This is a genomic window from Nocardia sp. CA-128927 (genome assembly GCF_050955855.1).
Classification (GTDB): Bacteria; Actinomycetota; Actinomycetes; order Mycobacteriales; family Mycobacteriaceae; genus Nocardia.
On record NZ_CP192087.1, the window covers coordinates 1623487 to 1642497 of the forward strand.

At 67.1% G+C, this 19011-nt stretch carries 17 protein-coding genes and 1 pseudogene; 11 read left to right on the top strand and 7 right to left on the bottom strand.

Annotation, left to right across the window (positions count from 1 at the left end; genetic code table 11):
• Positions 1-134: 134 nt before the first annotated feature.
• Together ACQPW1_RS07560 and ACQPW1_RS07565 are read left to right on the top strand one after the other, a co-directional pair.
• Positions 135-512, top strand: a complete 378-nt coding sequence (locus tag ACQPW1_RS07560) for a DUF3817 domain-containing protein (protein ID WP_433665178.1) — start codon at positions 135-137, stop codon at positions 510-512.
• 61 nt (positions 513-573) lie between these two features.
• The gene (locus ACQPW1_RS07565) at positions 574-1425 is read left to right on the top strand and encodes a tetratricopeptide repeat protein (protein ID WP_433662007.1); all 852 of its coding nucleotides are present in this window, start codon (positions 574-576) and stop codon (positions 1423-1425) included.
• Between the two features lie 15 nt (positions 1426-1440).
• Here ACQPW1_RS07565 and glgB read toward each other — a convergent pair whose 3' ends face one another.
• From glgB to ACQPW1_RS07580, 3 genes are read right to left on the bottom strand one after another with little or no spacing between them, the layout of a single operon-like run.
• Positions 1441-3579 carry a 1,4-alpha-glucan branching protein GlgB gene (glgB, locus tag ACQPW1_RS07570; RefSeq protein WP_433665179.1) on the bottom strand — a complete coding sequence of 713 codons (2139 nt, stop codon included), beginning with the start codon at positions 3577-3579 and terminating at the stop codon, positions 1441-1443.
• 14 nt (positions 3580-3593) lie between these two features.
• Positions 3594-5594 (bottom strand): maltotransferase domain-containing protein, encoded by a 2001-nt coding sequence (locus tag ACQPW1_RS07575; RefSeq protein ID WP_433662008.1) that lies wholly within the window; start codon positions 5592-5594, stop codon positions 3594-3596.
• A 52-nt stretch (positions 5595-5646) separates the two neighbouring features.
• A complete protein-coding gene (locus ACQPW1_RS07580) occupies positions 5647-6288 on the bottom strand; it encodes a LysE family translocator (RefSeq protein ID WP_433662009.1) in 642 nt (213 codons plus the stop codon).
• 99 nt (positions 6289-6387) lie between these two features.
• Between ACQPW1_RS07580 and ACQPW1_RS07585 the strand changes: the two genes are divergently transcribed.
• Entirely contained in the window at positions 6388-6930 is a 543-nt protein-coding gene (locus tag ACQPW1_RS07585; RefSeq protein ID WP_433662010.1) for a DUF4262 domain-containing protein, read from the top strand.
• A gap of 27 nt (positions 6931-6957) precedes the next feature.
• Here ACQPW1_RS07585 and ACQPW1_RS07590 read toward each other — a convergent pair whose 3' ends face one another.
• Both ACQPW1_RS07590 and ACQPW1_RS07595 read right to left on the bottom strand, forming a co-directional pair.
• Positions 6958-7272, bottom strand: coding sequence for a type II toxin-antitoxin system PemK/MazF family toxin (locus tag ACQPW1_RS07590; protein ID WP_433662011.1), 315 nt, complete (start codon positions 7270-7272; stop codon positions 6958-6960).
• Entirely contained in the window at positions 7269-7472 is a 204-nt protein-coding gene (locus tag ACQPW1_RS07595; protein WP_433662012.1) for a hypothetical protein, read from the bottom strand. The genes ACQPW1_RS07590 and ACQPW1_RS07595 overlap by 4 nt, the downstream gene beginning before the upstream one ends.
• A gap of 95 nt (positions 7473-7567) precedes the next feature.
• Between ACQPW1_RS07595 and glgP the strand changes: the two genes are divergently transcribed.
• The 8 genes and pseudogenes from glgP (at position 7568) to ACQPW1_RS07635 (ending at position 16053) form a co-directional block, all read left to right on the top strand.
• Positions 7568-10162 (top strand): alpha-glucan family phosphorylase, encoded by a 2595-nt coding sequence (glgP, locus tag ACQPW1_RS07600; protein ID WP_433662013.1) that lies wholly within the window; start codon positions 7568-7570, stop codon positions 10160-10162.
• 131 nt (positions 10163-10293) lie between these two features.
• The gene (locus tag ACQPW1_RS07605) at positions 10294-11655 is read left to right on the top strand and encodes an NCS2 family permease (protein WP_433662014.1); all 1362 of its coding nucleotides are present in this window, start codon (positions 10294-10296) and stop codon (positions 11653-11655) included.
• 52 nt (positions 11656-11707) lie between these two features.
• A pseudogene (locus ACQPW1_RS07610) lies at positions 11708-12154 on the top strand (DoxX family protein); the annotation flags it as partial.
• Positions 12155-12287: 133 nt separating this feature from the next.
• Positions 12288-12683: a RidA family protein gene (locus ACQPW1_RS07615; protein WP_433662015.1), complete on the top strand. Its 396-nt coding sequence runs from the start codon at positions 12288-12290 to the stop codon at positions 12681-12683.
• A 237-nt stretch (positions 12684-12920) separates the two neighbouring features.
• Positions 12921-13505 (top strand): DUF3558 domain-containing protein, encoded by a 585-nt coding sequence (locus ACQPW1_RS07620; RefSeq protein ID WP_433662016.1) that lies wholly within the window; start codon positions 12921-12923, stop codon positions 13503-13505.
• A gap of 87 nt (positions 13506-13592) precedes the next feature.
• A complete protein-coding gene (locus ACQPW1_RS07625; RefSeq protein WP_433662017.1) occupies positions 13593-13994 on the top strand; it encodes a hypothetical protein in 402 nt (133 codons plus the stop codon).
• Positions 13994-15289, top strand: a complete 1296-nt coding sequence (locus ACQPW1_RS07630) for a hypothetical protein (RefSeq protein WP_433662018.1) — start codon at positions 13994-13996, stop codon at positions 15287-15289. Before ACQPW1_RS07625 ends, ACQPW1_RS07630 begins: the two co-directional genes overlap by 1 nt.
• Positions 15286-16053, top strand: a complete 768-nt coding sequence (locus ACQPW1_RS07635) for an ESX secretion-associated protein EspG (RefSeq protein WP_433662019.1) — start codon at positions 15286-15288, stop codon at positions 16051-16053. The genes ACQPW1_RS07630 and ACQPW1_RS07635 overlap by 4 nt, the downstream gene beginning before the upstream one ends.
• On the opposite strand, the gene ACQPW1_RS07640 is transcribed toward ACQPW1_RS07635, so the two are convergent.
• A complete protein-coding gene (locus tag ACQPW1_RS07640) occupies positions 16054-16749 on the bottom strand; it encodes a class I SAM-dependent methyltransferase (protein WP_433662020.1) in 696 nt (231 codons plus the stop codon). It abuts the gene before it with no gap.
• A gap of 176 nt (positions 16750-16925) precedes the next feature.
• Complete coding sequence (locus ACQPW1_RS07645; protein WP_433662021.1) at positions 16926-19004, bottom strand: ATP-dependent DNA helicase; 2079 nt, start codon at positions 19002-19004, stop codon at positions 16926-16928.
• Positions 19005-19011: the final 7 nt, after the last annotated feature.

Genomic DNA, 19011 nt, shown 5'->3' on the forward strand with positions numbered 1-19011 from the left:
ATGCCTTTCGCGGGGGCTGTGGTGTCTCCGGGCGAAAGTCGTGCCCTGGCCCCACCTTTCACCGGGATGACGTCGAGGGGGGCACGCTCGATGTGACTCGACCCACTACGACGCGTCGTAGTGCATCCGGCACAATGGTGCGCATGGGCAATGTCTTCGACCTGAGCACCGCCGCGAAGCGGTTTCGTTTTCTCGCGGTGCTCGAGGCGATCTCCTGGGTTTTCCTGATCGTCGGCATGGTGTTCAAGCGTCTCCCCGAGCCGGTGCTGTGGCCGGTCAAGGTGTTCGGGATGACACACGGCATCATCTTCGTGCTGTTCCTGATCACCGTGATCATGGCCGCTCGCGAACTCGGCTGGAACGCGCTCACCACGATCCTCGCGCTGCTGTCGAGCATCCCGCCGTTCTTCACCGTCGTGTTCGAGATCTGGGCGGTCCGTTCGGGCAAGCTCGGCGAGCTGAGCAACGCGGTTTCTGCCGACTCCGGAGCCCCGGCCGCCGCGACGTCGTGACAAACTGGAAACCGTGACTCGACCTGCCGCACGCCGCCCTTCGCCAGCCGCTGTCGCCGCCATGTCCGGGGCAGTTGATCTCTCCGGTCTGAAGCAACCGCCCGCCGGCGCACCCGGTGCCGACGGTGCCGGTGATTTCGCGGTGAACGAGGCGAACTTCGAGACCAAGGTGCTACGCCGTTCGGTGCAGGTGCCGGTGATCGTCGCGTTGTACTCGCAGCGCAGCCCGGGCAGCGTCGAGCTGGTTCGCACGCTCGAGCGTTTGGTCGGCGAGAGCGGGGGCGCCTGGGATCTGGCGACCGTCGAGGCCGAGACCAACATGCGGATCGCGCAGGCGTTCGGTGTGCAGGGCATCCCGACCGTCATCGCGGTCGCGGGCGGCCAGCCGCTCGCCGACTTCCAGGGCGCCCAGCCGGAGGCGCAGGTTCGCCAGTGGCTGAGCGCGGTGCTCGACGCGGTGGCCGGCAAGCTGCCCGGCGGCGAGGAGCCGGAGGAGCCGCAGGAGGACCCCCGCTTCGTTGCCGCGGAGACGGCGCTGGAGCAGGGCGACATGGCCGGTGCCGAGGCCGCCTACGAGGCGATCATCGCCGCGGAGCCGGGCAACGAGGAGGCCAAGGGCGCGCTGCGCCAGCTGCGTTTCCTCGGTCGCGCGCAGGTGATCCCGGAGTCGGCCATCGCGACCGCCGACGCCGATCCCGACAACGTGGACGCCGCCCTCGACGCCGCCGACGTGGAGTTGCTCAATCAGCAGCCCGAGGCCGCGTTCGACCGCCTCATCGGGGCGGTCAAGCGCTCGACGGGCGACGAGCGCACGAAGGCGCGTACCCGGCTGCTCGAACTCTTCGAGTTGTTCGACAAGGCAGAACCGTTCGTGGTCGCCGCCCGGCGCAAGCTGGCCGCCGCGCTGTACTGAGCCGGTCGGGCCGGCTCAGCTGTTCGGGGCCAGCCAGACGGCGCTGTTGGGGGCCAACGCGATGGTGGCCGAGGCCGGACGGCCGTGCCAACCTTCGTCAGTGGCCTTGACAGCGCCCAGGTTTCCGATGCCGGAGCCGCCGTATTCGGCGGCGTCGGTGTTCAGGATCTCGGTCCACTGCCCGGCGAAGGGCAGGCCGACCCGGTACTCACCGTGCACCGCGCCGGAGAAGTTGTACACGCACGCGACGACGGACCCGTCCGAGCCGTACCGCAGGAACGCCAGCACATTGTTCGCCTGGTCGTTCGCCTCGATCCACGAGTAGCCGCCCGGGGTGGTGTCCTGGCTCCACAGCGCGGGATGGGCGCGGTAGACCGCGTTGAGATCGCGCACCGCGGTCGTAATCCCTTGGTGCAGTGGGTTGTCCAGCTCCTGCCAGTCCAGCCCGCGGTCGTGTGACCACTCGCGGAACTGGCCGAAGTCCTGGCCCATGAACAGCAACTGCTTGCCGGGATGGCCCCACATGTAGGCCAGAAGTGCGCGCACGCCACCGGCTTTGGCGAAATCGTCGCCGGGCATCCTGGTCCAGAGCGTGCCCTTGCCGTGCACCACCTCGTCGTGGCTGATCGGCAGCACGAAGTTCTCGCTCCACGCGTACATGGCCGAGAAGGTGATCTCGTTGTGGTGCCAGGAGCGGTGGATCGGGTCGCGCTGCAGGAAGCCGAGGGTGTCGTGCATCCAGCCCATGTTCCATTTCATGGTGAAGCCGAGGCCGCCGACATCGGTGCCGCGGGTGACGCCGGGCCAGCTGGTGGATTCCTCGGCGATGGTAACCACGCCGGGGTGGTAGCGGTGCACGGTGTTGTTGAGGTCCTGCAGGAAGTCCACGGCCTCCAGGTTTTCCCGGCCGCCGTGCACGTTCGGCTCCCAACCTCCGTCCGGCCGTGAGTAATCCAGGTACAGCATGGAGGCGACGGCATCGACGCGCAGACCGTCGATGTGGAACTCCTCGATCCAGTAGCGCGCGTTGGCCACCAGGAAGTTGCGCACCTCGTGCCGGCCGAAGTCGAAAACGTAGGTGCCCCAGTCGAGTTGCTCGCCGCGGCGCGGGTCGGCGTGCTCGTAGAGCGGGGTGCCGTCGAAGCGGGCCAGTGCCCATTCGTCGCGCGGGAAGTGCGCGGGGACCCAGTCGAGCAGCACGCCGATGCCTGCCTTGTGCAGTCGATCGACGAAGGCGCGGAAGTCGTCCGGGGAGCCGAAGCGTGCGGTGGGCGCGTAGTACGAGGTGACCTGATAGCCCCAGGAGCCGCCGAAGGGGTGCTCGGCGATGGGTAGCAGTTCGATGTGGGTGTATCCGGTGGCTAGCACGTAATCGGCGAGCTGGTCGGCCAATTCGCGATAGCCGAGGCCGGGGCGCCAGGAACCGAGGTGCACCTCGTAGACGCTCATCGGCGCCTGGGTGGGGTCGGTCTTCGCCCGAGTGTCGAGCCAGGCCTGGTCGTCCCAGACGTAGTGGCTCTCGGTGACCACCGAGGCGGTGGCGGGCGGCAGCTCGGTCGCGAACGCCATCGGGTCGGCATGGTCGATCGTGCGGCCGTCGGCGCCGTGTACCCGGAACTTGTATTTGGTGCCCGGACCGACGCCGGGCACGAAAACCTCCCACACGCCGGATGATCCGAGTGCGCGCATCGGTGCGGTGGTCCCGCTCCAGCCGTCGAAATCGCCGATCACGGTGACGCCGCGGGCATTCGGCGCCCAGACGGCGAACGAGGTGCCGTCGACGTCGCCGTCGAGGGTGGTGTAGCGGCGCGGGTGCGCGCCGAGCACATCCCACAGGCGCTCGTGGTGGCCCTCGCCGATCAGGTGCAGGTCCAGTTCGCCGACCGTCGGCAGGAATCGGTAGCCGTCGGCGGAGAGAATGGTCTGGCCTCCTGGATAGGTGGTGAGGATGCGGTAGTCCATCAGGTCTGGGTAGGGGACTACCGCGGCGAAGATGCCGTGCCCCAACGACTTCAGTGGATGGTCGACGGTGCCGACGCGGGCGGTCACCGAGTCCGCGTGCGGGCGCAGCACACTGATCTCGGTGCCGTCCGGATGTGGGTGCGCGCCGAGCACGGTGTGCGGGTCGCCGTGGGTGCCCGCGGCCAACAGCATCAGGTCCCGGCGTCTCACAGTGTGCTCCGATAGGCGAGTTCGGTACGCGCTTGCTGCGCGACCGGGGGCAGACTGAGGATGTGCGCGACCGACGTTGCCGGGTCCAGGCGCACGTAATTCGTTTGGGCCCAGTGGTATTCCTCGCCACTCACCTCGTCGAACACCACCGGGTGGTCGTGCCATTCGCGGCCGATGGCGGGCAGGTCGAGCGAGACCATGCCCCACTCGGCGGCGAACGGGTTCAGGTTCACCACCACGAGCACCGCGTCGCCGCTGGTCGGATCGACCTTCGAGTAGGCGATCAGCGAATCGTTGTCGACGTGGTGGAAGTGGATGCAGCGCAACTGTTGCAGCGCGGGATGCGCGCGACGGATCTCGTTGAGCCGAGTGATCCACGGCTCCAACGATTCTCCGCGCGCCAGCGCCTCGGCGAATGGGCGCGGGCGCAGCTCATACTTCTCCGAATCCAGGTATTCCTCGCTGCCCGGCCGCACCGCCTGGTGCTCGAACAGCTCGAAGCCGGAGTACATGCCCCAGGTGGGCGCGAGGGTCGCGGCGAGCACCGCGCGGATGGCGAACATGCCCGGTCCGCCGTGCTGCAGGCTTTCGTGCAGGATGTCGGGCGTATTGACGAACAGGTTGGGTCTGGCGTCGTCCGCCTTGGCCGCCAGCTCTTCGCCGAATTGGGTCAGCTCCCACTTCGCCACGCGCCAGGTGAAGTACGTGTAGGACTGGCTGAAGCCGCGGCGCGCGAGACCGTACAGCCGGGCCGGTCGGGTGAACGCCTCGGACAGGAAGATCACGTCCGGATCGGTGCGGCGCACCGTCTCGATCAGCCACTCCCAGAAGTCGGCGGGCTTGGTGTGCGGGTTGTCGACGCGGAAGATCTTGACGCCCAACGCGATCCAGTGCCGGACCACCCGCAGCACCTCGGCGTACAGGCCGTCGGGATCGTTGTCGAAGTTGACGGGGTAGATGTCCTGGTACTTCTTCGGCGGGTTCTCGGCGAAGGCGATGGTGCCGTCGGGCAGGGTGGTGAACCACTCCGGATGCGCGGCGACCCACGGATGGTCGGGCGCGCACTGCAGCGCCAGGTCGAGGGCCACCTCGAGGCCGAGTTGTGCTGCGGTGTCGACGAATTCGACGAAGTCGTCGGCGGTGCCGAGCAGCGGGTGCACGGCGTCGTGTCCGCCGTCCTTCGATCCGATCGCCCACGGCGACCCGACCTCGCCGGGCTCTGCGACCAGGGTGTTGTTGCGGCCCTTGCGATTCACCTCGCCGACCGGATGGATCGGCGGCAGGTAGATCACGTCGAAGCCCATGGCGGCGATGCGCGGCAATTCCTTCGCGGCGGTGGCGAAGGTGCCGTGAATCGGCTTGCCCGCCTTGTCCCGGCCGCCGGTGGAGCGGGGGAAGAACTCGTACCAGGAGCCGTACAGCGCCCGTTGCCGTTCCACGTGCACGGTGTGCTGCGGGCCGCGAGTCACCATGTCGCGCAACGGTGTTGCGCGCAGTATCTCGGCGATCTCCTCGGCGAACGCCGGCGCCACCCGTGCGGGCAACTGCTCGTCACTGCGCAAGGCAGCGGCCGCCGCGCGCAGCCGTTCGAACTGCTTCTTCGGTACCGCCTGCGCGGCCCGGTCGAGCAGGCGGGCGCCGATCTCGAGGTCGTTGGCCAGGTCGGCGGCGTTCTGCCCGACCGCCAGCTTCGCCTCCACCGCCGAGCGCCAGGTCGCGATCGGATCGCTCCAGCCCTCGATGCGGTAGGTCCAGGCGCCGGGCAGGTTCGGGGTGAAGATGGCGTTGAACACGTCCGGTTCGAGATCGGGTGTCATCCGGATCCGGATCGGGCGCGCGGAGTTCGGCCCACGCACGGTCAGCGTCGCCGCGACGGCGTCGTGTCCCTCCCTCCACACCACGGTGCGCACCGGGAAGACCTCCCCGACGACGGCCTTGGCAGGCCGACCGCCTGCGATGGACGGGGCAGTGTCATCGATTGCGATGCGGCCGGTCACGGATTCAACCTACCGTCAGGCCGCCATTCGTGTGTTCAGCGCGGTCGGCTGATCAACGCGCGTCGGCGGCCAGCCCGAGGCCGAGCGCGATCAGGATCGCGCCGAGTGCCCGCTCCATCCGCTGGCGGATGCCGGTGCGCCGCAGCCAGCCGCCCGCCCGGTCCGCGGCCAGCACGATGCCGCCGCACCATGCGGTGTCGATGACGAGCTGGATCAATATGAGCGCGATCACCGTGGGCAGTACGGGTCCGCTGGACGGCAGGAACTGTGGCAGGATCGTCAACCCGAACACCGCTGCCTTGGGGTTCGCGGCGATCGACACCAGCGACGCACGGAAGGCCGCGCCGGGGGTCCGGCCCGACGGCAGCATCTTGGTCATGGTGCTGCCGAACTCGTCGTCATTGCGCGCGCCGCGCCACGCCTGCACGCCGAGCCAGATCAGCACCAGCGCGCCGACGATATGCATCGCGGCATTCAAAACATGGTTGGCAGCGAGCAGGACGGACAGTCCCGCGCCACCGGCGATATTCCATGCGAGCATGCCGATCTCGCCGCCGGCGACCGCGGCCAGCCCCGCACTGCGTCCGTCGCGGACCGAACGCTGCAGGAACAGGGCGGTCGCTGGTCCGGGGAGTGCGGTCAGGATCAAGGAGGCCAGCAGGAATTGGGGGAGAACGGCGACCCAGTGCGGCATCCGTCGATGCTGGCACGACGGTCGCCTTCCCAGCCACTGGATTGTGCCCTCATTCGCTGGGGCAGCAGGGGTCTTGGCACGCGTCGTAGAGTCGGCTCCGTGCTAGACGAGTCTTTCGAATGCCGTTGCGTGTTATGTCACGACTATGGGGACCGCGACGAAGCGGACGGGCCGGATCTGAAGATCATCGACAATGTGCAACGGCACGGCTGGCACGTTGTCATGGTCATCGATGACGAGATGGAATTCGCCTACACGATCGGCCTGACGCACACCTATCGCGCGCCCGAACTCGCCATGTTCGGCCTCGACGTGCACGTGATGCACAGCATGCTCAACACACTGGGAGCCAAGGCGGCCGCCGGTGCGGTGCTGGCTGACGGTCAGCGGGACGACGATGTCATCGAGGGCCGCCCGGTCGCCCTCCGATCCATCGACCCGAACTGGTATCGCGCCTACTTCGGCCGAGCCATCGGCTTCTACCGAAAGCCCCCGTTCCCCGTCCTCCAAGTGGCCTGGCCGGACGCGGACCATCACTTCCACTGGGAAGAGCAGGTCTACGAGGGAGTCCGAGACGTACAGCCCCAACTATGGCTGAAGCCGGACGAGCACCCGCAGGGCATCTGGACCGCTGACCTCTGATCGGCCGTGTGTTCTGCGAGCCACCGGTCAGTCGAGTCCAAGGTATCGGGTAATGGCCGCATCGAGCTGGGTCATCTCTTCGCGCGATAGGTAACCGACGGGGTCGCCTTTGAGGTAGCCGACGTCGATGGATCTGATCTGGTCGACCATCAATCGTGTTGGTACGCCGTCGATCTCGATATCTACTCTGGACGGTGCGGGTGTGGCGCCAGTGGAGGTCGGGACGATGGTGACGATGTTCCAGTCGGTGCGAGACAGGATGACACCGTAGCGGCGACCGCGCTGTTCGTGCCCGCGCTTGGCATCCCCCAGATCGACCCGGTGAATCAGGCCCCGGATCACCAGGCGTCCGGTTCATCGGCGAGGTTTTCCCCACTGGCGACGATCCGATCGGCGGCGGCCTGCATCTCATCGTGCCAACGCTCGCGCTGGAGCACTCGCAGCGCCCTGCGTAGGACGTCAGAGGCCGACTCGCCTGGCTCGGCGAGTTGTTGGACTAGTTCCCGGTCAGCGTCGGTGGCTCGAAAAGCGATCGTGCTCATGACTTCAGTTTAACAAACGTCAAACGCATAGTCGGTCGTTGTGAGCCACAGCTCCGGGGCGGCCGGAATGCGCGACGTTCGGTAGGGTTCGGCGGGTGAAGGCATTGCGTCGATTCACCGTCCGTGCCCATCTGCCTGAGCGGCTGGCCGCGCTCGGCGAGCTCGCTACGAATCTGCGGTGGTCGTGGCATCCGGCTACCCAGGATTTGTTTGCCGAGATGGATCCGCAGCGGTGGCTGGAGATGGGGCACGACCCGGTGCGGATGCTCGGGGAGGTGCCTGCCTCGCGGGTGGACGAGCTGGCGGCGGACCCGGAGTACGTGCGGCGGGTGGATGCTGCGGCGGCGGATCTGCGGGACTACCTGGCGGCGCCGAGTTGGTTCGAGCGGCGCGCGGGGGAGGAGGGCGTTCGTGGGATCGCCTACTTCTCCATGGAGTTCGGGGTTACCGAGGTGCTGCCGAACTACTCGGGCGGGCTCGGGATTCTGGCGGGTGACCATCTGAAGGCTGCTTCCGATCTGGGGCTGCCACTGATCGGTGTCGGATTGCTGTATCGCTCCGGCTATTTCAGGCAGACGCTGTCGGCGGATGGCTGGCAGACCGAGCATTACCCGGACCTGGATCCGCAGGGCCTGCCGCTGCGACTGCTCACCTCGGACAACGGTGAACCGGAGTCGGAGACGGCGCCGGTGCTCATTCACGTGGCGATGCCGGATCAGCGGGTGCTACGGGCTCGGGTGTGGATCGCGCAGGTCGGGCGGGTGCCGCTGCTGCTGCTGGATTCCGATATCGCAGAGAACGATCCGGAGCTGCGCGCGGTCACCGACCGGCTCTACGGCGGTGATCAGGAGCATCGGATCCGGCAGGAGATCCTGGCCGGTATCGGTGGGGTGCGCGCGGTTCGTGCGTACACCAACGCGACTGGGCTACCCGATCCCGATGTGTTCCACATGAACGAAGGCCACGCCGGGTTCCTCGGTGTCGAGCGCATTCGCGAATTCGTCTCCAACGGACAGGATTTCGATACGGCGCTGGCGGCGGTGCGGGCGGGCACGGTGTTCACCACGCACACCCCGGTCCCCGCTGGCATCGACCGGTTCCCGATGCCGATGGTGCGCCGCTACTTCGGTGGCGCGCACGGCGAATCCGAATCCGCCATGCTCCCTGGGCTTTCCGTCGATCGGATCGCCGGGCTGGGCCGCGAGGCGGATCCATCCGTCTTCAACATGGCGCACATGGGCCTGCGACTCGCCCAGCGCGCCAACGGCGTATCGAAACTGCACGGCGAGGTCAGCCGGGAGATGTTCGCCGCGTTGTGGCCGGGATTCGACGCGGCCGAGGTGCCGATCGGTTCGGTCACCAACGGCGTGCACGCGCCGACCTGGGCCGCCCGCGAGTGGTTCGACAAGGCGCGCAAGCACATCGGTGCGGAACTCGTCGAGGAGGCGCGCGGCTGGGAACGGCTGCGCGACGTCGACCTCGGTGAACTGTGGTCCACGCGGAATGCGTTGCGCGCCATCCTGGTTGCCGAGGTGCGCCGCCGGGTGCGCGCGTCCTGGCTCGACCGTGGCGCGGCCGAAGCCGAATTGGGCTGGGTGGACAGCGTTTTCGACCCGGACGTGCTCACCGTCGGCTTCGCCCGGCGCGTCCCGACCTACAAGCGCCTCACCCTCATGCTGCGCGACCCGGAACGGTTGCGCGCCAGGCTGCTCGACCCCGACCGGCCGATGCAACTGGTGGTCGCGGGCAAGAGCCATCCCGCCGACGACGGTGGCAAGGCCCTCATCCAGCAGGTCGTCCGCTTCGCCGACGATCCGGAGGTGCGCCACCGCATCGTCTTCCTGCCCGACTACGACATGTCGATGGCCCGCTACCTGTACTGGGGCTGCGACGTCTGGCTGAACAATCCGCTGCGCCCGCTCGAGGCGTGCGGCACCTCCGGCATGAAGTCCGCGCTCAACGGCGGCCTCAACCTGTCCATCCGGGACGGCTGGTGGGACGAGATGTTCGACGGCGAGAACGGCTGGGCGATCCCGACCGCCGACGGCGTCCGCGACGAACACCGCCGCGACGATCTCGAGGCCGCGGCGCTCTACGATCTGTTCGAGCGCACGGTCGCGCCCCGCTTCTACGACCGCGACGCCGCCGGAATGCCGGTGCGCTGGGTCGAGATGGTCCGCCACACCTTGCAGACCCTCGGCCCGAAGGTGCTCGCCTCCCGCATGGTCCGCGACTATGCCGTCGAGTACTACGCGCCCGCCGCGAACGCCTACCAGCGGGCGACCGCCGACGAGTTCGCTGTCGCCCGCAGCATCGCCGACTACCGGCGCCGCGTCGAATCGGCCTGGCCGTCGGTGAAGGTGATCCAGGTGGACAGCGCGGGCCTGCCGGACACGCCGATCATCGGGGCCCGGTTGTCCCTGACCGCACGCATCGACCTGGGCGGACTGCAGGTTTCCGATGTCATCGTGCAGGCGGTGCTCGGCCGGGTGTCGACCGCCGACGACCTGTCCGACGTCACCACCGTCGCGATGACGCACGGCGGATCCGATTCCGGCGTCGAGCTTTTCACCGTGGACACGCCGGTCCCGCTGTCCGGCGCGGTCGGGTACACGGTGCGGGTGCTGCCGCACAACGAGCTGCTCGCCGGGGACGCGGAGCTCGGATTGGTCGCCGCACCCAACGCCTGAACCGGCCGCACCAGGCCTTTCGGGTCGTGGACGGTCGGCGCGGCCGTCGGTCGGCCGAATTCTCCGATTCAGTGAATCGTCGGCTAACGTGCCTGGGCACGCCCGTACCACTCCCTGACTGGAGACCGCCCATGGCCACCGCCGTACCGACCGAGCCCCGAGGTCGCATCGACGCGTTCTTCGGCATCAGCGCGACTGGTTCGACCATGAAACGCGAACTGATGGCGGGCACGGTGACGTTCCTAGCCATGTCCTACGTCCTCGCCGTGAACCCGTCCGTGCTCGGCGACGAGGGTGCGTTGGGCGCCAAGGGCATTCCGATGCAGGCGGTGTTCACCGCGACCGCCGTCGCCGCGGTGTTCGGCACACTCGTCATGGGACTGTGGGCCAAGTATCCGATCGCGCTCGCGCCCGGCATGGGGCTCAACGCGTTCTTCGCCTACTCGGTGGTGCTCGGCATGGGCATCCCGTGGCAGGTCGCGTTGTCCGGCACGTTGCTGTCCGGGATCATCTTCTTCGTCCTCGCGATCACCAAAGTGCGCGAGCGCATCCTCAACGCGATTCCGATGCAGATGAAGCTCGCGGTCGGCGCGGGCATCGGGTTGTTCGTGGCGTTCCTGGGGTTGAAGAACGCGGGCATCGTGGTGAACAGCGACGCCACCCTGGTCACGCTCGGCGACTTCACCAAGGGCACCACGCTGCTCGCGCTGTTCGGGCTGGTCGTGACCGTGGTGTTCCTCGTCATCGGCTGGCACGGGGCCGTGCTCTACGGGATCGTGCTCACCGCGGGTGCCGGCATCGTCAGCGGGCTCGTCGATCTGCCCAACGGTGTCGTCGCGGCGCCGAAGGGGCTGGAGCACACCTTCGGTCAGGCGATCATCCACCTGCCCGACGCGTTCACCGGGCAGATGGCCGTCGTCATCCTCACCATGCTCTTCGTCGACTTCTTCGACGCCTCCGGCACGCTGATCGGCGTCGCCAACCAGGCCGGGCTGCTCGACAAGGACGGCAAACTGCCGCGTGCGGCGAGCGCGCTGGCCGCGGATTCCGTCGGCACCATGGCGGGCGCCGTCATCGGCACCTCCACCACCACCGCCTACGTCGAATCCACCGCGGGCGTGTCCGCGGGCGGGCGCACCGGGTTGACCGCCGTCACCACCGCGGGCTGGTTCCTGGTCGCCATGTTCTGCTACCCGATCTTCGCCGTGGTCGCGGGTTCCGGGGAGGTGACCGCGCCCGCGTTGATCGTGGTCGGCGTGTTGATGTCGCGGGCGCTCGGCGAGATCGACTGGAATCGGCTCGAGTATTCGGTGCCCGCGTTCATCACCATCGTGATGATGCCGCTGACGTACTCGATCGCGAACGGTCTGGCCATGGGGATGCTGTTCTACCCGATCGTCATGGTCGCCAAGGGGCGGATCAAGGACGTGCACCCGGCGATGTGGGCCCTGCTGGTGATCTTTCTCGGGTACTTCTTTTTCCTCGCCGAGTGAACCCGGCGGGGTGCGGAAACGTAGATCATCATAGGACTGGGTCCGCGCCGTATTCGGCGCTTTGCTCGCCGCGCACGGCGCCCAGAAGCTCTTCGGTTGGTTCTGGGGCTACGGCTGGGATGCCACCACCGCGGGCTTCGACGGCATGGGTTACAACCCCGGCAAGTTCTTCGGCATCCTCGCCGGTTTGAGCGAACTCACCGGCGGCGTGCTCCTCGCGGTCGGCCTGCTCACGCCGCTCGCCGGTGCCATCGTGCTCGGCACCATGATCAACGCGATCAACGCGACGTGGGGTCCAGGCCTCTTCGGCCAGGGCGGCTGGGAGACCCCGCTGCTGTTCGCCGTCGTCGGCGCGGGCTTCGCCTTCACCGGCGCGGGCCGCTACTCGCTGGACCACGGGCGGCCGTGGCAGCGCCAGGGATTCGTGGTCGGCGCGGCGGCGATCGTGCTCGCCGTGGTCGCCGCGGTGATCACACTCATCTTCAAATGGGTGCTCTGACGACCTACTGACGCACTACTCGACCGCGGCGCGGTGACCGATGAGGGTCACCGCGCCGCGTCATGTCACAGTCGGGGATGCTGCGTCGTCATCTCCTTGTTGTGCGGAAGAGTCGAGAAACAAGGAGACGATGATGGGTATCGAGATCAGCAATCCCGCGGAACTGCACGACCCCACGGGATTCGGCTACAGCCACGTGGCGCGGGTCAGCGGCGAGCTGGTGCTCATCGCCGGGCAATACGACTCGGATGCGGAGGGGCACACGACCAGTGACGATTTCGCCGCCCAGGTCGACAACGCCTTCGCCAACCTCGGAATCGCCTTGCGCTCAGTGGGTTTGGACTTCGCCGATGTCGCGCAGTTGCGGACGTTCATTGTTGAGCACAATCTCGACAAGCTTGCGGTCATCGGGAAGAAGATCGGCGAGATCTGGGGTGAGCGTCCGCCGGTGCAGACGTTGAATGGTGTTGCCGCGCTTGCGTTGCCGGGGATGTTGTTCGAGGTGGATGCGGTGGCGGTGCGCAGCTGAGCTGGTCGGGCGGTCGAGGATCCGCGTGCCCTGTTGGCGGGCGGATCTCCGACGCGAACGATCCTTTGCGGCGAGCCGGTCCCGCGTGATCGTTGCGAGCTTGTTGTCGAGCACGCAGTAAATCCGCCACCGGACTGGAACGATCCAGTTGGATTGCTCTAGTTTGGAATGGAACCAGGGGGAGATCTTGTGCGTCTTATCCTGTGTCGGGGTGTCTGGGCCGAAGTCAGGAGAGATATGCGAACCGCGATCATCGCGCCGAAGCTCGTAGTGCGGACGGTGCTGGCCGGGATGGCGGTGGCCGGGCTGGTCGCGGGGTGCACGTCGACGGGGGATGGGACTCCGAAGCCGGAGGGGTCTAGTGGGCAGCCGACCAGTGGCGAGACCACTGTTCAGTACAACCCGTGTAAGGAACTGTCCGACGAGGCGTTGCGTGCCACCAAGGTGGATCCTGCAACGAAAGGCGTGACCACGGATGCGCCGACCGGTCCCGTCAGCGCTCGGGTTTGCCAGTGGAACTCGACTGAAGGTCCGTACCTCGTCAGCGTCTCCTCGACTATCTATAGCCAGGATGATGCGCGCAAGAACGACAAGCTGACCGGCCTCCGCGACGTGAAGATAGGCCCCCGCCCCGGGCTGATCTACTACGACAAGTCCGACGAAGACAAGCTCCGCTGCTACGCGAACTTGCCGTGGTCGAAGGGCACGTTCGAGGTCACCGTTGGGTGGCGATACGGTTCGCGGGCTTCGATGCCGCAGTCGCCGCCATGCGATTTGGCCATTAGGCATGCTCAGGAGCTCGAGCCTTACCTGCCGAAATAGCCGGCTCAGGCGACGGCCGCATTGGTCAGCGCCGCGCCGTGGGAACGGCGACAACGTGCAGGGATCTAGTCAGTTGGAGGAGGGACAATGTCGGATACCGATCAGAGCGAGATGCAGGGGATGCTCACGCGCTGGCAGACATTGAAAACGCAGGCTGAAGGGGGCGATCTCCGCATGGACGCGGAGATCGGCCAGCGGTTGGCGACTCACGCCGAGCAGATGCACACCAAGCTCGAAGAGACGTTGAACAAGGCTCTTGAACTCGAGCATCTCACCGGCTTCGGCAACCTGAAATCCGCCGATGATTTGCGACAGAAGTTCGCTCTCAAGGCGAACAACGGCAACGATTCGGCGGTGAAGCGGCTCAAGCAGAGCATGGACATCGTCAGCCTGATGAGCGAAACCTACAAACTCGCCATCGGCAAGATATCTGAATCCGACCAGTCCGCCGCCGACAAGCTCGCCGGACTAGGCATGGGTGATTCGTGATGGTGTCTTACAGCGATTGGTTCAATTCGGTCACCGGGTCGCCGGGTGAAGCCGACAAGAACAAGCGGAACGACCAGCAGCGTGCCGACGACGAGAAGACCAAGTGGGATCAGGACCGCGGGTTCGTCAACAACGAGTGGTCGAACTTGCTGTCCGAGTACGGCAGTGGCACCTTCGATGGTCCGGCTATCAAGGCACAGGATCCGTTCGAAACGATGTCTCATCAGGCGATCTACGACGCTCTCTCGGGGGTTAGAGAGAGTGAGATCAACGACAAAGCCGATGGCTGGCGGAACCTGTCGGCCGATGCACGAAAAGCAGTCGAAGAGTTCAAAAATGGTGTCGAGCAGGACATTACGCAGCACTGGAACGGTAAATCCGGTAAGAGTGCCATCGACGCGACTCGCGAATTCTCGACATCGTTTTCGAAGCTGGCCGCCACGTTCCAGATGGTCGGCCATGGTGTTGACCTGATACAAGGGCACTTGGCGCAGGCGAAAGGCAGTGTCGGGAAACCGGATAGCTACACGACCGGCGACAGCTTTATCGATGCGCTGCCATTCCAGAACATCATCAAGGGTCCCACTCACCGCGCGCAGGAGGCGGAGAGTGAGGCGCGGTACGTGATGACGCAGTACTACCGTCCCGGCGCGGCTGACGTCGACAAGATCACCCCGATCCTGCCCGAGCCCACCAGCACGGTGGACAAGAACAATCCGGGTGTCCCAGTAAACAATCCGGGTCCGAACCAACCAGGTAGCCCCAACAGCAACAACCCCACTGGCACACCCAACTCCACGGACCAGAAGTCCCAGGACGACTCGAAGAACCAGGACAGCACCACCCCGCAGTCCACCCAACCGTCGAGCACGAATCAGAACAACTCGACGGACAAGAACCCGACGAGCACCACTCCGGCCTCGACCACCCCGTCGAACACGACCACCGACGATCCGACCAAATCGCGGACTCCGTCGAACACTCCGTCCACGACGTTCCCCGGAACCCCGTCGCGCAACAACGGCACTCCGAGTTCCACCCCGTCCCCGGCGAAGAGCGTCCCGGGCAAGGCGACGAACCCCGTCGCTCCAGCAGCAACCGCCGCCCGCAACTCCTCCTCAGCAGGCAAAGCGGGCACATCCGGCGCCCCCGGCATGGGTGCGGGCGGCGGGCGCGGCAAGGGGGACGACGACAACGAGCACAAGACCCCGGACTACCTGATCTATGACCATGGTTCGGAGTTGCTGGGTACGCAGCCGCCCGCGCTGCCGCCGGGCGGAGTCATCGGCGGATGAACGAATCCCGCTGGCGCCTGGACGGTTTGATGTTCGAGCTGGCGCTGGAGGCGCTCGGTCGTGACCGTCTGCCGTATCCGTTGCGCTACACCATCGAAGGCGTCGAGGCCTACGAGGACTATCAGCGGCTGCGCGCGAACGCCGCGCAGCAGCTGTCGAGTTTCGCGAGCCCCGACTTGTTCAATGCCCTGAATGTATTGCTGGAACCCCAAGTTCGCGTCGAGGTGCACGGCTTCTTCGGACGCGATTTCAAACAGGTGGTGCGGGTGCACGCGGGCATGACGGCCCGCGCCGCGACAATGGCGGTCCAAATGCCCGGCCCGACACAGGAATACGGCCGCGATATTCTGCTGACCCGGTGCCCGCCACAAGCGTTGCCCGCGCAGATCGCCGCGCAACTACCGAATTGCGTCGGCGGTAAATACCCGACGATCAGCGGCCGCCGCTCGGATCTGAACAGGGTCGAATACGCCCAGCATCCGACGCGCCTTTCGCACACCGAGCAACTCAACCGCATCGTCCGCCGCCCGCGCTCCGGGCTCGGCGAAGTGGGCGTCTTCGCCGGCGGCGCGATCGACAGCCGGCCGACCACCGACGGCCGCGGCTTCCACTGGATGGATTACCTCCCCGCCGACGGCCGCTACCTGCTGCACAACCACGGTGACAACGAGTTCACCCTGGCCCCGGGCCCGGTCGAGGAGATCCAGCGTCAGCTGCACACGCTCATCGACACCACCTACCGCGCGGTGGCGCACAGCTGGTGATCAGGGGCGTAGCACGAGCACGGTAGTAGCCCCGTGGTGGAATTCGTAGCTGATCTCGCGGAGGCCGGTTCGAATGCCTTTGTCTTCGAGTTCCTTTCGGAGATGGGCGACCAGGTCGTCGTGGTGGTTGCCGATGTGGTCGACCAGGGGGTACGCGCGGACCTCGCCCGCGCAGACTCTGGCCAGCTCGAGCAGGGCGGCGAGGTGGAAGTCGGCGTCCAACCGGTCGGCGTAGGTGAACAGCAGGTGGGAGCTGAGGGCCAGGTCGAAGCTGTCGTCGGGAAAGGGGAGCGACGGCAGTTCGGCGGCGACGTACCGTTCGGGGTTGGCGACCAGGTCGGCGCCGAATCGGCGGGCGGCGGCGTGGCGCATTTCGCGGTGCTGACGCGGCCCGCCGTACCAGTCCCACCGGTATCTTTCCGAATGCGCCGTGGCCCAGTCGCTTCCGCGATCGGTCTCGGCGAGTGCGAGACGGCGCAGGTCATCGGGTGGGCGGGCGTAGATCGGATCGGTGGCGGTGACGCGGGCGCCGAGGGCACTCGCCTCGGCCGTGAAACTCGCTGCGCCGCCGGGGCAGTCGAGAATTCGGCCGTGCAGATCGGCGTCGGTGAGGGAGAATATAGCGCGATACTCGGCCAATGATCTTGCGCTGACCAGGAATTCGCCTAGGACATCACTGTCGGAAGGGTGCTTCATCTGGAAACGGTCTCATGTGCGGACCGGGCGCGAAGGGGATTTGTGGTGTCCCCGCGCCGCGTGCAGGGCTTGGCGCGGGGACCGCCGATACTTTCGGTGTGGGAATTGGGGTTCACCGAAGTACCACCCTTAATTTACTTCTGTTCGGAAGCATGCGCGCGCTAATGTGCGCTGTTTCACACCGTGTTTTCGGTGAGTCGCTTGAGCGCTTTCAGTACGACCTCCGGGTTGGAGGTCTCCCAGTACGGCGGCAGCGATGCGCGCAGGTATCCGCCGTAGCGGGCGGTGGCCAGCCGGGAGTCGAGGATGGCGACCACGCCGCGGTCGTCGACGCTGCGCAGCAACCGGCCGGTGCCCTGGGCGAGCAGCAGCGCCGCGTGGTTGGCCGCGATGGCCATGAACCCGTTGCCGCCGCGCGATTCGACCGCGCGCTGCCGGGCGGTGAGCAGCGGATCGTCGGGGCGGGGGAAGGGAATTCGATCCAGGATCACCAGGCTCAGCGACGGGCCGGGCACGTCGACGCCCTGCCAGAGCGACAGCGTGCCGAACAGTGAGGTCTCCGGATCGTCGGCGAACTTGCGGACCAGCGCGCCGGTCGAATCGTCGCCCTGGCACAGCACAGGCGTGTCCAGTCGCTCGCGCAACGCCTCGGTCGCCGCCTTGGCCGCGCGCATCGAGGAGAACAGCCCGAGTGTGCGACCGCCCGCGGCCTTGATGAGCCGCTCGATCTCGTCCAGGTAGGCGGGTGCGAGGCCGTCGCGGCCCGGCGCGGGCAGGTGCTTGGCGACGTAGAGGATGCCCGACTTGGCATGGTCGAACGGCGAGCCGACATCGAGCGAACTCCAGCGCACCTTGTCGCCGTCGGCGGGTGCCTCGGCGCCGTTGGCCATGCGGCCTCGCGCATCCGCGGCTCGCAAGCGCTCCAAGCCGGGATCGGCCTGGTTCGACGATTGCGCGGGCAGCCCCCAGGTGATCGCGAGCCCGTCGAACGAGCCGCCGATCTGCAGCGTCGCCGAGGTGAGCACCACGGTCGCGGTGCCGAACAGCCTGCTGCGCAACAGCCCACCCACCGACAGCGGCGCCATCCGCAGCGAGCGCCGGGCGACGCCGCGCATCTCCTCGGCGGACAGCCAGATGACGTCGTGCCGTTTCGAGGGGTCCGGTTCGTCGAACGCGGTGAGCGCGCGCACCGCGCTGTCGTGGATCTCGTCGATCGCGGCCAGCGCCTGGGTGCGCGCGGCGGCGGTCTCGACGTCACCCTGCTGGGTGGTGCCGCCCTGCGGCGCGAGTGCGGTGCGGGCGTTCCACGCGGCGTCGCGGATCAGCGCGAGCACCGGGGCGACGCCGTCGGGCAGTCGTTCCCAGCGGGCGGTGGGCAGCTCGTCCAGCACGTCGTGCCAGGCCTCGGCGGCGGTTTCGAGGCGGTCCACCTCTTTTTCGTCGATGAGCTTGGTGCACCGGCGTGCGGCCGCGCTGATCGCCGACGAGGCGAGGTCGGCGGTGGCCACGCCGGTGACCCGGTCGACCAGCTCGTGCGCCTCGTCGATCACCACCACGTCGTGTTCGGGCAACACCTGGATGCCGCTGATCGCGTCGATCGCCAGCAGCGCGTGGTTGGTCACCACCACATCGGCCTGTGCGGATTCGGCCCGGGCCTTTTCGGCGAAGCAGTCCTGACCGAACGGGCAGCGCGACTTGCCGAGGCATTCCCGCGAGGACACGCTGACCTGTTTCCAGGCGCGGTCGGTCACGCCGGGCACGATCTCGTCCCGGTCGCCGGTCTCGGTGTCGGAGACCCACTCGTTGAGCCGCTGCACCTCGCGGCCGAGCCGGGAGATGGCGAACGCGTCGAACAGCTCGGCCTCGGGCTCCTCCGGGATCACGCTGTTGATCTTGTTCAGGCACAGATAGTTGTTGCGGCCCTTGAGGATCGCGAACTTCGCCGCCCGCCCGAGCGGCTTGCTCAGCGCCTCGGACAGGCGCGGCAGGTCGCGATCGACCAGCTGACGCTGCAGCGCGATGGTCGCGGTCGACACCACCACCGTGCGCCCGGTGCGCACCGCGTGCCGCAGGCTCGGCACCAGATACGCGAGCGACTTGCCGGTGCCGGTGCCCGCCTGCACGGCTAGGTGCTCCTTGGTGTCGATCGCGTGGTCCACCGCGGTCGCCATCGTCACCTGCCCGACGCGTTCTTTCCCGCCGAGCGCCTGCACGGCAGTGGCCAAAAGGTCGGGGACGGCGGGGAGTTCGGGCACGCGAGCA

Bases quoted from the DNA above. Each gene is read 5' to 3' on its own strand.
- ACQPW1_RS07560 (WP_433665178.1), top strand. From the start codon at position 135: ATGGTGCGCATGGGCAATGTCTTCGACCTGAGCACCGCCGCGAAGCGG.
- ACQPW1_RS07565 (WP_433662007.1), top strand. From the start codon at position 574: ATGTCCGGGGCAGTTGATCTCTCCGGTCTGAAGCAACCGCCCGCCGGC.
- glgB (WP_433665179.1), bottom strand. From the start codon at position 3,579: ATGCTGTTGGCCGCGGGCACCCACGGCGACCCGCACACCGTGCTCGGC.
- ACQPW1_RS07580 (WP_433662009.1), bottom strand. From the start codon at position 6,288: ATGCCGCACTGGGTCGCCGTTCTCCCCCAATTCCTGCTGGCCTCCTTG.
- ACQPW1_RS07595 (WP_433662012.1), bottom strand. From the start codon at position 7,472: ATGAGCACGATCGCTTTTCGAGCCACCGACGCTGACCGGGAACTAGTC.
- ACQPW1_RS07605 (WP_433662014.1), top strand. From the start codon at position 10,294: ATGGCCACCGCCGTACCGACCGAGCCCCGAGGTCGCATCGACGCGTTC.
- ACQPW1_RS07615 (WP_433662015.1), top strand. From the start codon at position 12,288: ATGGGTATCGAGATCAGCAATCCCGCGGAACTGCACGACCCCACGGGA.
- ACQPW1_RS07620 (WP_433662016.1), top strand. From the start codon at position 12,921: ATGCGAACCGCGATCATCGCGCCGAAGCTCGTAGTGCGGACGGTGCTG.
- ACQPW1_RS07625 (WP_433662017.1), top strand. From the start codon at position 13,593: ATGTCGGATACCGATCAGAGCGAGATGCAGGGGATGCTCACGCGCTGG.
- ACQPW1_RS07630 (WP_433662018.1), top strand. From the start codon at position 13,994: ATGGTGTCTTACAGCGATTGGTTCAATTCGGTCACCGGGTCGCCGGGT.
- ACQPW1_RS07635 (WP_433662019.1), top strand. From the start codon at position 15,286: ATGAACGAATCCCGCTGGCGCCTGGACGGTTTGATGTTCGAGCTGGCG.
- ACQPW1_RS07640 (WP_433662020.1), bottom strand. From the start codon at position 16,749: ATGAAGCACCCTTCCGACAGTGATGTCCTAGGCGAATTCCTGGTCAGC.